The 12732-nt window shown below is 66.5% G+C and carries 10 protein-coding genes; 6 read left to right on the top strand and 4 right to left on the bottom strand.

Annotated elements, in window-relative coordinates:
- Positions 1-50: 50 nt before the first annotated feature.
- Both SLQ31_RS06640 and SLQ31_RS06635 read right to left on the bottom strand, forming a co-directional pair.
- Positions 51-1103: a polyprenyl synthetase family protein gene (locus SLQ31_RS06640; protein ID WP_319430821.1), complete on the bottom strand. Its 1053-nt coding sequence runs from the start codon at positions 1101-1103 to the stop codon at positions 51-53.
- Positions 1100-1783: a hypothetical protein gene (locus SLQ31_RS06635; protein WP_319430819.1), complete on the bottom strand. Its 684-nt coding sequence runs from the start codon at positions 1781-1783 to the stop codon at positions 1100-1102. Before SLQ31_RS06635 ends, SLQ31_RS06640 begins: the two co-directional genes overlap by 4 nt.
- Positions 1784-1866: 83 nt before the next feature.
- Between SLQ31_RS06635 and SLQ31_RS06630 the strand changes: the two genes are divergently transcribed.
- The 4 genes from SLQ31_RS06630 to SLQ31_RS06615 are packed head-to-tail and all read left to right on the top strand — an operon-like array spanning position 1867 to position 9043.
- Complete coding sequence (locus SLQ31_RS06630; RefSeq protein WP_319430817.1) at positions 1867-3282, top strand: hypothetical protein; 1416 nt, start codon at positions 1867-1869, stop codon at positions 3280-3282.
- Positions 3279-3797 (top strand): hypothetical protein, encoded by a 519-nt coding sequence (locus tag SLQ31_RS06625; protein WP_319430815.1) that lies wholly within the window; start codon positions 3279-3281, stop codon positions 3795-3797. The genes SLQ31_RS06630 and SLQ31_RS06625 overlap by 4 nt, the downstream gene beginning before the upstream one ends.
- 6 nt (positions 3798-3803) lie before the next feature.
- Positions 3804-6986 (top strand): ATP-binding protein, encoded by a 3183-nt coding sequence (locus SLQ31_RS06620; RefSeq protein WP_319430813.1) that lies wholly within the window; start codon positions 3804-3806, stop codon positions 6984-6986.
- Complete coding sequence (locus SLQ31_RS06615; RefSeq protein WP_319432894.1) at positions 6986-9043, top strand: FAD-dependent oxidoreductase; 2058 nt, start codon at positions 6986-6988, stop codon at positions 9041-9043. The genes SLQ31_RS06620 and SLQ31_RS06615 overlap by 1 nt, the downstream gene beginning before the upstream one ends.
- A gap of 25 nt (positions 9044-9068) precedes the next feature.
- Here the strand turns inward: SLQ31_RS06615 and SLQ31_RS06610 are convergent, their stop codons facing one another.
- Complete coding sequence (locus SLQ31_RS06610; RefSeq protein ID WP_319430811.1) at positions 9069-10319, bottom strand: saccharopine dehydrogenase family protein; 1251 nt, start codon at positions 10317-10319, stop codon at positions 9069-9071.
- Between the two features lie 11 nt (positions 10320-10330).
- The gene (locus SLQ31_RS06605; protein ID WP_319430810.1) at positions 10331-10885 is read right to left on the bottom strand and encodes a CGNR zinc finger domain-containing protein; all 555 of its coding nucleotides are present in this window, start codon (positions 10883-10885) and stop codon (positions 10331-10333) included.
- A gap of 72 nt (positions 10886-10957) precedes the next feature.
- Here SLQ31_RS06605 and SLQ31_RS06600 point away from each other — a divergent pair, with 72 nt between their 5' ends.
- Both SLQ31_RS06600 and SLQ31_RS06595 read left to right on the top strand, forming a co-directional pair.
- The gene (locus SLQ31_RS06600; RefSeq protein WP_319430809.1) at positions 10958-11992 is read left to right on the top strand and encodes an EamA family transporter; all 1035 of its coding nucleotides are present in this window, start codon (positions 10958-10960) and stop codon (positions 11990-11992) included.
- 122 nt (positions 11993-12114) lie between these two features.
- The gene (locus SLQ31_RS06595; RefSeq protein WP_413641903.1) at positions 12115-12708 is read left to right on the top strand and encodes a cutinase family protein; all 594 of its coding nucleotides are present in this window, start codon (positions 12115-12117) and stop codon (positions 12706-12708) included.
- Positions 12709-12732: the final 24 nt, after the last annotated feature.

Below are 12732 nucleotides of genomic sequence, written 5' to 3'. Positions count from 1 at the left end.
GTCCTCGTCGATTCCGCTCATCAACAGCCGTAGCCCCTCGGGCCCGACGGCTACCTCGTACGTTCCCAGACATAGGGCACGAGCGAGCGCAGGAAGTCCAAGTCCGGGCCCTGCTGGGCATCGCAGAAGGCCTGCTCGAAATACTCCTCGGCAACCAGCAGAATGCCCTCGGCGTATTCGCTGGTGAAGTCGATGCTGCCGTAGTCGTCCATCAGCGCGCGAATGGTCCGGACCAAGTCCTCGGAACGCTCGGCGCGACTGCGGCGCAAATAGTCTCGGACCACGTCGCGGTCGGCTCCGCGGGCACTGGCCATCAGGTGCACCAGCGTCAGCGTGCGCTTGCCCTCGAAGATGTCGCCGAGGATCTCCTTGCCGTAGTCCCGTTCATCGCCCACCAGATTCAGCAGATCGTCGCGGATCTGAAACGCCGCGCCGAAGTGGAAGCCGAAGCGAATCATCTGCGAGAGATCGGCGGTCCCGCCTGACCCCACGATCGCGCCGACCCGCAGCGGATAAATCGTGGTGTACCAACAGGTCTTGTGCATGATCAGGTCGAGGTAGTCCGCGGGCCGCAGATCCTCGACACAGTCAAGTTGCCAGCCGAGTTCAGTCGCCTGCCCCTCCAGGGTCCGCATCGCCATGATGTCGAACTCCTCCATCACCAGATCGGCGATGTCCCGGTCGAGCCTGCGGGTCGCGCGGCGCAACACCTGGCTGGCGACGATCGCCAGGCCGTCGCCGGCGTTGAGCGCGGACGCCATCCCGTGCCGCGCCGTCAGGGTGGGCCGACCGCGCCGCATCTCGCTGCCGTCGGCGATATCGTCGTGCACCAGGAATGCGTTGTGCAGCAATTCGATTGCGACGGCGATGCCGATCAGGTCCTTCTCTTCCGCCCCGAAGGCGCGGCCGGCCGACAGGCACAGCGCCGGTCGCAGCGCCTTGCCCACCCGCGACGGGTACTCGCGCATCGGGCCGTACAGCCATTGCACCGGCTCGCCATCGGGCATCGCGTCGAGCATCGCACGGCGGACCGTCTTGCCGACCTCGCGCAGCTTGGTCTCGACCGCCTCGGTCACCTCCGAGCGGTCGGCGATGCTCGTCACGACGCCGGTCGGACGGTCAACGCCAGCGGCAGCCACAACTCCGGTCGGCCTTCGACCAGAACAGTGCCGCGATACAGACCGGGCTTGACCTTCTTGGCGACTTTCACCGTGACGGCGACACCGCGGCTGGACCGTCCGGGCACCGGAACGGCTTTGGGATGTATCCGACACGCCGCGGCCTCGATGACCGATCCGTCGTCAGCCATCAACTCGCTGCACCGCAGGCGAATCCGGCCCAGATCCTGATCGACGGCGTTGTGCAACCACACCTCCGCAGTTGCTGTAGTCCCAGCCTCGGTTTCGAACTCCAACCTGCCCGCCGCCGCGGACCCGGTGAAGTCCAACGTCGGCGACATCGCTGCGCCCGGCGACGGAGTTTGCGGCGCCCCACCCATGAGGAACTGCCCGGCCATCGCCCACCACGACCTGATCAGCGGTTCCACATCGGTGGCACCCAAGAGATCTGCGCGTTGCTCGTCGGATAGCGGCGAGGCGTGCCGCACCGCTGCGGCACCGCCGTCGGGGCGCGTCGCGACCATCCGCACGAAACGGTCGACAAGTTCGCTGGCAGCTCGAAAGCCTTCTGCCTGAACACCAGTGAGTGCCCGTACGTTGGCCGCCGGGTCGAAGATCGACGCCCATGGCACATCGTGGATGTCGCCGTTGTTCCCGCCGTCCACTGGAGGCCCCCCGCCAGAATTGTCTCGCATATTGACGTGCAATCACGTTATGCTAGCTGCGCAAACATGGTTGGGGGCGGCCAATGGCATCAGTGAACTCAGTTCGCGACATCCTTGAAATCTTCGGCGCGTTGGACCGCGCCGTGCGCGAGGCCGACGATCCGGACGTGACAGCGGCTGCCGACAAGTTGATTCCCGGGTTGGGAACGGCATGCCCAACCTGGTACGCCGAACTCGAGAGCCGGTACTTCGGCAGCGAGGCTCGCAAGAGTCCGAACCTCGCCGAGGCGTTGCAGCGGATCGCCGAGGAGGATGCCAATCCGGATACCGACAGGCTGACCTCGGCACAGAAGACCCGCTTGTTGTACGGCATCTCGGCGGCGCAACGCCTCAATGCCGTCGCATCGACGCCATTGCCGGCCTTGGATGAATCCGACCCAAAATTCGATGATGCGCTCATCGGATCGCTCGCGGCGATCGCACCGAAGCGGTCCCCGGGCCTCAAGGATCGCCGAGACAACGCCACCGAAGCGCGCGAAGAGCTGCTGCAATCCATGAGGGGCTTCACCCGGACCAAGGACTTCACATCTGCGGTGCGGGAGAAAGTCGAGGCAAGTCCCATCCGGTCCGGAAACCCGATGGGCTCCCCGCTGTGCCGCACGGCGGCCGTCGTGGTCGACGGCTTGGAGTCGGCGGTCATCGACACCGAGTTCGACTCGAACGACGTCTCGCTGGAACAGCTGAAAAGCATTGTCAATCCATTCAACTGGGCCCAGGACTACTCTGAGCTTTTTGTCCGGATGGAGGACCAGGAGCCGGATATCCTGCCAGACGGCTGGCGTCGGGTACTGGAAACAGTCCGCTTGCTCGGGACGACCGAGCTGACGACCCCGCTGAAGTTCTATCCCTATCAAGCGAGTCCACTGGAAGCGACGCTGGACTACGACCTGGACAAGCCGGCCCTCGATACCGGCGACGGGCAGGTGCTGGTCGATCGCGGGTTCATCAACATCAAGGTGACCAACGAGGCGGGTGATCCCACGCAGCCCGGGGTTCACGTGACGACCCGGAAAGTCGTTCATATCCAAGGCATTTCCGCGTACGCACAGGGCAAGCTGGTCTGTGTCGGTGGCTACGGCACCGCGTCGGCCAACTTCCTGCTCGGCGCGGCCGCCCAGCCGCCGGTGGACCCGAAACCGTTCGACTACCCCAAGAACGAGGACGACGCCGACGCCGCGCAGGCCAACGCCCCTGCCCCGCCGGCCACAGCGATGACCCATTTCGTGCCGGCGGCCGTCGGCGCGTGGACCGAGTGCGCGCAGGACCTGACCAATGGTTACTTCGACGTCGCCCAGAAGTGGCTGTCCGGCAGCCTCACCCTGACCGACCTCGCCGACTACACAACACGTGCCACCAGTGAGCTCGCGAGCTCACCGTGGAAGTACTTGCAGGCGATGACGACTCCGCGCAGCCCCGGCAAGCCAGGGAGTAAGAAATGAGTACGCCACCGCAACCCCAGCTACAGCGGCCGGCCAGCGTCGTCCGGGGGTACTACGACCAGATCAACGAGATCGCTCAGGATGCGGCCAGGCGCGACGATGCGGGCAAGTGGGGTATCGACGGCTGGGTCCGCCTGATCCACAACCTCCTCGACCTGAACATGCGGACCTATGCCGGCGCCGTTCAGGTGGCGCTCGCCGGCCCGTCGTGGTGGCTGCAGCCCACCTCGACGAAGCCGATCCCACCTGACCCCATCGACGTCCCGGATCGGCCTTACCTGCGGGCGGTGTCGGTGGTGCAACCCTTCGAACGTATCGGGCGCCCGGACGTCCGAATTCCCCTGCAGGCGCTCACGTTCGAGCCGGCCCTACTCGCTCCCGGCGCGAAGCAGGTCCAGATCATCCTGACCGACGATCGGTACACCGGCGCAAACTACACCGGCGCCCTTCGCCTCCGCCGGGCCGACGGTGCCGGCCAAGACTCCGAAACCGTGACGGTCACCGTCGGTTTGTAGGCTCGCGTGACTGACAATCCGGCCATCGACGATCTTCTCGAACGCGCAGTCCGAGCGATCAACGAAGGCGACCGTGCCACCGCCGACGCACTCGCCGGTCAGGTGCTGGCCGTCGATCGCACCAACCCCGACGCCGAGGAGCTGCTCGCCACACCGGTCGGCAGTGGTGAAATACGGCGACTCACTGTGCTATTCGCCGATCTGGTTGACTCGACCGCACTCTCGATGCGCATCGAGCCCGAGGTGTACCGCACCGTCGTCGGCCGCTACCGCGACGTGGTCCGCAATATCGTCGGACGCTACGAAGGCCACATCGGCTCGATCAAGGGCGACGGGCTGCTCGCGGTGTTCGGCCACCCCAAGGCCCACGAGGACGACACCCACCGCGCCGTGCTGGCCGGGCTCGACATCGTGCGGGAAGTCGCCGACCTGAGCGCGCGCGCCGAGCGCCGCTTCGGATTCGACATCGACGTCCGGGTCGGCATCCACCGCGGTGTGGTGTTCCTCGACATCGATCAGGACGACGTCTACGGCCTCGGCGCCAACCTCGCGGCGCGGATCTGCAGCCTGGCGCAGCCGGGCACGGTCGCGGTGTCGGTGGCCATCGAACGGCTGACCCGCGACAACTTCGACATGGCGGAATGCCCGCCGCAGCGGGTCAAAGGTTTGGACGCCCCACTCGTCCACCATCGGGTCATCGCCGAGCGGGATCTCGACGCCAAGTCCTACGGCCCGATTGTCGGGCGGGAGCGGGAACTTGCTGCGCTGCGGGACATGTGGGACCAGGCCAGCGCCGGAACGTTGAGCACCCGCGGCGTGCTCCTGCGCGGCGAGGGCGGCATCGGCAAGAGCCGACTGGCCAGCGCTGTCGTCGATATGGCGCGCGAGTCCGACGCCACCGTCCTCGAACTGTTCGGTTCCCCGTTCCACACCGATGTCGGCTTGCGCCCAGTCCGCCGGTTGATCGAGCGCCACTGCCAGATACAACGTGGTTCCGACGCCGCCGACAGCTTGCGGCTCCTCGAAGCGGAAATCGAGAGTCGCTCGATGGACACCGCGACGGCGGTGCCGCTGCTGGCACCGGTACTCGGCCTCACGCCCGATGCGGGATACCAGCCCGCGACCGTCAACGCCGGCGCGCGGTTCGACCAGATCACCGCGGCAGTCAACGACTATCTCCTTGCGTGCGTCGGCACCGGCCCGGCCCTGATCCTGGCCGAAGACATTCATTGGTACGACGAGGACACCATCAGCATTGTCAATTCCCTTCTGCGGGGGTCGGACAACCGCGTATTGGTAGTCGTCACCGGGCGAAGCGTCCCCCCACTACGGGGCTTCGTCGAAGAACTGGATCTGAAACCCCTTGCGGCCGAGGACTCCGACACATTGATTCGGGCACTTCATCCCGACATGGGACCCGATGCCAGGCGAGCGGTCCAGGAGCGCTGCGATGGCGTCCCCCTGTTCATCGAAGAGGTGGTGGCCAAACTCAAGTTCCGCACCGAGGACGCCGACGAGCAGGCCCAGGTTCCCGACACCCTGTACGAGACACTGGTCGCGCGGCTGCGCTCCAGCACCGACTCGCTGCTGATCGTCGAAACCGCCGCGCTCATCGGCAGCCGCTTCGACCGCGACCTGCTGTCGTCGGTGACCGGGGTCGGCTGGCGCAAGATCGATTCCCTGCTCGACGATCTGAGCCGAGCCCGGGTGCTTCGACCGGTTGGCAAGCGCCAGTGGGCGTTCCAGCACGAACTTCTCCGCGAGGTCGCCGCAGAGCTGTCACCCCCCAGCGTCCGACGGCGGCTGCACCACCGCATCGCCGACGTTCTTGCCGACACCACCGCGGGTGGAACACCGGAATGGCCCCTGGTGGCACACCATTTCGAAAGGGCGGAGCGCTTCGACGAGGGCGCCGCGGCCTATCAAAAGGCATCGACTGAAGCACGCGAACGAGGGGCCCTCATCGAGGCAGGCAACCACCTCACCAGGGCGCTGCAGAACATCGACAAGTTGGAGCCCTCCCCCGACCGTGACCGACGAGAGGTCACCATCCGCCTGGAGCGCGGGTTCCTCGCTACCGCCGCCAGTGGATACACCAGTCCCGAGGCGGCCGACGAGTTCGAACGCTGCCTACTTTTAGTGAGCGCAGAGCCAACGCTGGAGATGTTCGGGGTCTTCAGTGCGTTGTGGGGCCACTACACGGCCCGCGGCCAACTCGACCGGGCCACACAACTTTCCGATGCGTTGCGCCGTCTCGAAGCCTCACCCGGATTAACGTCCCCGATCTATAACGCAGTAGCCGGTTTTCTGGCGATGTTCCGGGGTCATTTCAATGACTCGCGCGCCGAGCTCGAGGCGGCTGTCGCGGCACTCGACCGCAACGGCGTCCCGGAGATCACGCAGACTTGGTACACACCCAGTGACAGGATCTCGGGCTTGTACGCCGAGCTTGGATTCGTTCGGTTTATCCAGGGTGATCTGGCTGCCACCCACTCGGTCTTCTCCAGAATCGGCAGCAGATGCGCAGAGCTAACGTTCCCTGGCAACGAAGTCAGCATGTGTTACGGACAAGCGCGCGAAGCAACCGTGCGTGTCGAGGCGGGACAATTGGACAAGGCAGCGGAGATCTTCGACGACATTGTCGACCGCGCGGAACGGTACAGCCTGAACGAATGGGTGATGGTGGCAGCGAGTTTCCGGGCATCACTGGCCGCGCGGACAGCGCTTGCCAGCGGGGAGTCCGAACCGGCCGTGCTGCAGCCACACATCGACAATATGGCCGCTGTCGTGGAGGGTTGGCGTGCAGTCGAACTCAAGTCCTACCTGGCGACATACGAGAGCGTTCTGGTGCGGCTCCACACCGCTGTGGGTGATCGTGAAGCAGCTCGGCAACGCGCGACCGACGCGTTGGTGATGGTCGAGGAAACCGGTGTCGCCACCAACAAGGCCGAACTGCTCCGCGTCCTGGCGCACACCTACGATGATCCCGACGCGCAGTACGCCGGCCTGCAGAAAGCCATCGGGGTGGCTCGCGATCAGGGCGCCGTGGTGTTCGAATTACGCTGTGCTGCTGATGCTTTCGAACTCGTGGGCGAGCGAGCCCGGCCGGCACTGGAGCAGGCGCTTGGCCGGATCGCCGCGGATCAGGACTGGCCCGAGCTGGCGCGCGCCCGAGCGTTGCCGGGGTGATGCGCCGACGGGGCCGGATCGCGATTCTGGGCGGGGGCATGGCGGGGCTAAGTGCCGCGTGGCGGCTCAGTGAAGGCCAGTGGCAGGACCGCTTCGAGTCGATCACCGTGTACCAGCGCGGCTGGCGCCTCGGCGGCAAGGGCGCCTCCAGCCGCGGCGAGCACAACCGGATCGAGGAGCACGGCCTGCACATCTGGCTGGGCTCCTACGAGAACGCTTTCGCGCTGTTGCGCGAGTGCTATGCCGAACTCGACCGGGAGAACACCGATCCCGGTTGCCCGATCCGCACCTGGGATCAGGCGCTGACCCCCGCCGAAGAACTCGGGATGGCCGACCGCTTCGGCGACGACTGGCTGATCTGGTCCGGCAAGTTCAGCCGCACTCCCGATCTGCCCGGCGAGCCGGGTGCGACGGGACGCGAACTGACGGTGCTCGATTTCGCCGCTCGAGCGCTGCGATTGCTGCTGGATTTCGCCGAATCCCTCAGTGCGGCTTCAGGTAAGGATCTCACCCTGTCGGCCAGCCCAAGGCCGGAGTCGGCCGACTGGATCGCCACGGTACGGCGGGCGGCGATGGCCACCCTGGCCGCCCTGATCGGACCCAGCAGCGCCGAAGGTACCGCCGCGGGCTTCCTGACCGAGGCCCTCGACGCCGTCCGCGAAGCGCTGGACTACGAGCGCCGACCCGAGCACAAGCGCACGTGGCTGCTGATGTCACTGCTGGCGGCCACCACCCGCGGCTTGATCGCCGACCGGTTGATCACCGACCCAGCGGGCTTTCGCGCCATCAACGATGAGGAATACAGCGCCTGGCTCTTGCGCCACGGCGCAGACCCCGATGTCCTCGACTTCCCGCTGATCCGCGGCATGTACGACATGGTGTTCGGCTACGAGGATGGCGATTTCAGCCGACCGACCTTCGCCGCAGGCGTGGCCGTCTTACTCACCGGCATAGCGCTTTTCCAGTACAAGGGGGCGTTCTTCTGGAAGATGACCGCCGGTATGGGTGACGTCATCATCGCACCGATCTATCAGGCATTGCGCAGGCGCGGCGTCCGATTCGAGTTCTTCCACCGCCTCGATGCGCTGCACCTCGATGATCACCGGCACCGGATCGACGCGATCACGATGGGACGGCAGGTCGAACTCGCCGACGGGCTCGACACCTACGAGCCGCTGATCCCGGCCGATGGTCTACCGGTATTCCCCACGCTCCCCCGCTATGAACAGCTCAAGGCCACAACCGATTTAGACGGCCTGGAATCACACTTCGGCGAACGGAGCGACGTCGAGACCCGTTTCCTGCGTCGCGGTGTCGATTTCGATCACGTGGTGCTGGCGGCGTCGTTGGGCATGGTCGAACTGGTGGCGGGAGAACTCATCGCCGACCGCCCGGAGTGGCACGAGATGACCGCGCACGTCCGCACGGTGGCCACCCAGTCATTCCAGCTTTGGCTACGGCCAACCGAAGCCGCTCTGGGTTGGCACCGCCCTGGGGTGACCACCAGTGGCTACGTCGCACCGTTCGACACCTGGGCGTCGATGGGTCAGACGTTGTGGGCCGAGCAGTGGCCGGCGTCCGAAGAGCCCCATGCCGTGGCGTATTTCTGTGGCGCGCTCGATGCCCACTGGCCGACCAGCGACGACCCGGCCGCCTACGTCGCCGCCCACCGAAAACGGGTGCTGTCCAACGCCGTTGAGTATCTGGACCGCCATGTCGGAATGTACCTGCCCGGAGCGGTGACCGAAGGCGGCTTCAGCTGGGGCCTGCTCGCCGGTGCCGGGGGCCGAAAGGGCGCGGCCGCACTGGAAACCCAGCACGTCAGCGTCAACATCGACCCGTCCGACCGCTATGTGCTGTCCGTCCCGGGGTCAGACAAATACCGCCTGCGCCCCGACGAGAGCGGCTACGACAATCTCGTGCTCGCCGGCGACTGGACCGACTGCGGCATCAATGCGGGCTGCATCGAAGCCGCCGTCGTCTCCGGACTGCAGGCGGCGAACGCGCTGCTGGGATACGGCCGCTACCACCATATCCGGGGCTTCTACATGCCGTGACAGCGCTTCTACTTGCCGTGACAACTCAGGGCAGGCCGACGGTCTCGAACGTGACCCCGGCGGCAGGCAGCCGGTCGAGCAGCACATCACCCATCGCGGAGGCCGGTGTCAGAACTCCATGCCGGTCCGGCAGGCGGTCTCGGTCGAGGATGAGGGCGAGCGCACTCTCGCCGGCCAGGACCGCGGTGCCCGAGTAGCCGGGGTCGGCGGGTTGCGCGATCGTCGCCCGATACCGGTGGCCGGTTGTCGTGGTCGCGTATGTCTCGACCCGGTAGTGCCCGCGCGATCCCATGTCGTTGCCGGTGCCCGCCGCCGGCGTCATCCGGTCCACCAAACCCGTTGGCAGCATACGTAAGTAATGACCGCCGAAGCGCGACGCGGTGGCGATACCGGCGTTGAACATCGCGCCCGCCAGGGCCGCACCAGGGAACGAGCCCATGATCAGCGTCTCGCTGTAGCGGAAGTTCCGCCCGTAGGCCCACTTCATCAGGGCATTGGAGCGGCGCACACAGCGCGTGTTGTACAACGCCATGACATACCCACTGGTCCACAACCCCGCCAGTTCGGGGGCGATGTCCTGGCCGGGCAGCAGCGGAAGATCAATCTGCTGGCCAAGATCGGGCTCGGCAGCGCGGTCGGGGCTGAGACTGTAAGGGTCGTCCAGCATCTGGCGCACATCGGGATCCGATGATGTCAGGCGCATCAGGTCGACCATCGTCGACACCGAACCGCCCGCGTAGCCGCCCGAGTAGTCCCGCAGCACCAGCGTGGTGTCGGCGAGCTCACCAGCCCCGTCGTCGGCGGTCCGGCGACTCAGCGCGTACACGGTGAGATCGGAAGGGATCGAGTCGAATCCGCACGAATGCACGATGCGCGCGCCGCTGTCCTTGGCCCGGCGGTGGCTCTGGTCGATACTGCGCCGCACGAACGGAACCTCGCCGGTGAGGTCGATGTAGTCGGTTCCGGCGTCTGCGCAGGCCGCGACGACCGGCAGTCCGTATCTGGTGTAGGGGCCAACCGCGTTGAGCACCAAGCGGCTTCGCGATGCCATGGCATCCAGCGAGCCGGGCTTGTCGACGTCGGCAACGATCAGCGGCCAGTTCTTCGCTTTGCCGCCGAGAGCGCTGCGGACGGCTTCGAGGCGGCTTTTCGACCGGCCGGCGAGCGCAATCCGAAGCCCCGAGCGGGATCTGGCGAGATATCCCGCGGTGAGTTTGCCCACGTAGCCAGTGGCTCCGAAGACCATGATGTCGATGTCACGCCCCCGTGCGCGCATGACGGTTGACGCTACCCCTCTTTGGAGCGGCGCTCCCGATAAGCGGCGACGTGCTGGCGATTGCCGCAGTTTCCGGTATCGCAGAACATCCGCGAACGATTGCGCGACAGATCGATCAGCACCGCGTCGCAGTCCGGGGCCGCGCAGATCTTGAGCCTGCGAAGCTCGCCCGCGCGCACCAAGTCGGCCAGCGACATCGCCATCTCGGCGCCCATCCGTTGGGCCAGCGGATCGTGGATCGACGCCAGGTGCAGATGCCACTCGGGCATCTCTGGGTGGCGGGTCAGCCACGGCGACGCGCGAGTGTCGGACAGCAGCGCGTTGATCTGCCCGACGGCGCGGACCTCGTCGTCGGCGGTGGCCCAGATCCGGCCCAGCCGCCCGCGCAGCGTGTGCACCGCCGCCACCTCTGCGTCGTCGTGATCGCGCCGCCCGGTCCAGCCGTAGCTGTTCAGGTAGGCGTCCAGGGCAGGTTGATCCGCCAGCTGTTCGCCGTCGACGCGATCGCTGTTGACCAGTGCACACGCAGCCCGCAATGTGAGCTCCGTGTCATGAACGAAAAGCATTTGACTCATGACTCCCTCGGGACATACTGTCATGACCAACGATCATTTTACTCATTACACACGAGGTGACTGATGTCGACGACGGTTCGTGGCCAAGACCACTTTCGGCTTGGTCTGCTGTTCGCCATCGGATCGGCCTTCACTTTCGGCATGTCCGGCCCCTTCGCCAAGTCGCTGATGGAGGCCGGCTGGTCCCCGACCGCCGCCGTCACCGCCCGGCTGGCCGGTGGCGCCGTGGTCATGGCGGTGTTCGCCACCATCGTCAAGCCCGACTGGGTTCGCGAAGCCCGTGCGCACGCCCGCACCGTGGTGGCCTACGGCCTCGTCCCGATCGCCGGCGCCCAGCTCTGCTATTACAACGCCGTCTCGCACCTCTCGGTCGGCGTCGCGTTGCTACTCGAATACACCGCCCCCATCCTGGTCGTTGGCTGGATCTGGGGCACCACCCGGCGCCGCCCTCGCACCATGACCCTGGCCGGTGTGGCACTGGCGGTGGCGGGAATCATGTTGGTGCTCAATGTCGGAGCCGCTGGGCCGGCGACATCGGACGGGGGCAGTGGCGGCGCCCACATCAATGCGACGGGTATTGCCTGGGGTCTGGCGGCGGCGATCTGCGCGGCCTGCTACTTCATGATGTCCGACGCGGTGACTGCTGACGGCAGCGGCCTGAACTCGATTACCCTGGCCGCCGGCGGCCTTGTGGTCGGTGCGATCGCCGTCGGGCTGCTGGGCCTGACCGGCGTGATGCCGCTGACCTTCACCGCCAACAACGCTGAGGTCGCCGGGCTGATCGTCCCGTGGTGGGGTCCGGTGCTGATGCTGGCCGTGGTGGCCACCGCCATCGCCTACACGCTGGGCATCAGCGGTGTGGCGCGGCTGCGACCGAGCTTCGCGTCGCTGGTCGGCCTTGGTGAGGTGCTCTTCGCGGTGCTGACGGCGTGGGTGCTGCTCGGCGAAGCCGTCACCGTCACGCAGGCTGTCGGCGGCGTGGTGGTCCTGCTAGGCCTGGCCCTGGCCCGCCAGGGCGATCGCAGTGCCGCGGTCACCGCCGCGACCTGGCCGGACGCCGGACCGATCGAGGAAGCCACCAGCTCCGCGCGGGCCTGACACGCCACGCGGAGCAAACGTCGGGAATGAAACACGCCCCTCATCGGTAACATCCAGATGTGACTTCCTCCGCTGTGTCGAAGCGTTTCCTGCTGGCCCTATCGGCCACCGTCCTTGTCGCCATGTCCACGCTGGTCAGCCCGGCCACCCTGCCGACGGCATCGGCCGACTGCTACGACGTTCAGGTGGTGTTTGCCCGGGGCACCGACGAAGCACCCGGCATCGGTCGCGTCGGGCAGGCGTTCGTCAACTCCCTGCGCCCCAAGATCGGCAACCGCTCGTTGGGTGTGTACGCGGTGAACTACCCGGCCAGCTACGACTTCCTGGCCGCCGCGAACGGCGCCAATGACGCCAGCGCGTTCATCCAGGGCGTGGTGAACGATTGCCCGAACACCAGGCTGGTGCTCGGCGGCTACTCGCAGGGTGCGGCGGTCATCGACATCATCGCCGCGGTCCCGTTCCCCGCAATCGGGTTCGACAACCCGCTGCCCCCCAATGTCCCAGACCACGTCGCGGCCATCGCGGTCTTCGGTAACCCGACCGCCAAGGTCGGCCTGCCGCTGACCACGAGCCCGGTGTACGGGGGCAGGTCTATCGACCTGTGCAACGCCGGCGACCCGGTCTGCACCTCCGGAGAAGACGTCGCGGCCCACCGGGCCTATGGCAGCGATGGCTCGGCCAACCAGGCCGCCGCGTTCGTCGCCGGCCTGCTGTAGATCGCAGCGGTTTGGGCCTCCCCG

This window comes from Mycobacterium sp. RTGN5 (assembly GCF_033804465.1).
In the GTDB taxonomy this organism is placed as follows: domain Bacteria; phylum Actinomycetota; class Actinomycetes; order Mycobacteriales; family Mycobacteriaceae; genus Mycobacterium.
Note: the sequence above shows the minus strand (reverse complement) of the source record. Positions and strands in the feature narration are given on the sequence as shown.

Bases quoted from the DNA above. Each gene is read 5' to 3' on its own strand.
- SLQ31_RS06630 (WP_319430817.1), top strand. From the start codon at position 1,867: ATGGCATCAGTGAACTCAGTTCGCGACATCCTTGAAATCTTCGGCGCG.
- SLQ31_RS06625 (WP_319430815.1), top strand. From the start codon at position 3,279: ATGAGTACGCCACCGCAACCCCAGCTACAGCGGCCGGCCAGCGTCGTC.
- SLQ31_RS06615 (WP_319432894.1), top strand. From the start codon at position 6,986: ATGCGCCGACGGGGCCGGATCGCGATTCTGGGCGGGGGCATGGCGGGG.
- SLQ31_RS06610 (WP_319430811.1), bottom strand. From the start codon at position 10,319: ATGCGCGCACGGGGGCGTGACATCGACATCATGGTCTTCGGAGCCACT.
- SLQ31_RS06605 (WP_319430810.1), bottom strand. From the start codon at position 10,885: ATGCTTTTCGTTCATGACACGGAGCTCACATTGCGGGCTGCGTGTGCA.
- SLQ31_RS06600 (WP_319430809.1), top strand. From the start codon at position 10,958: ATGTCGACGACGGTTCGTGGCCAAGACCACTTTCGGCTTGGTCTGCTG.
- SLQ31_RS06595 (WP_413641903.1), top strand. From the start codon at position 12,115: ATGTCCACGCTGGTCAGCCCGGCCACCCTGCCGACGGCATCGGCCGAC.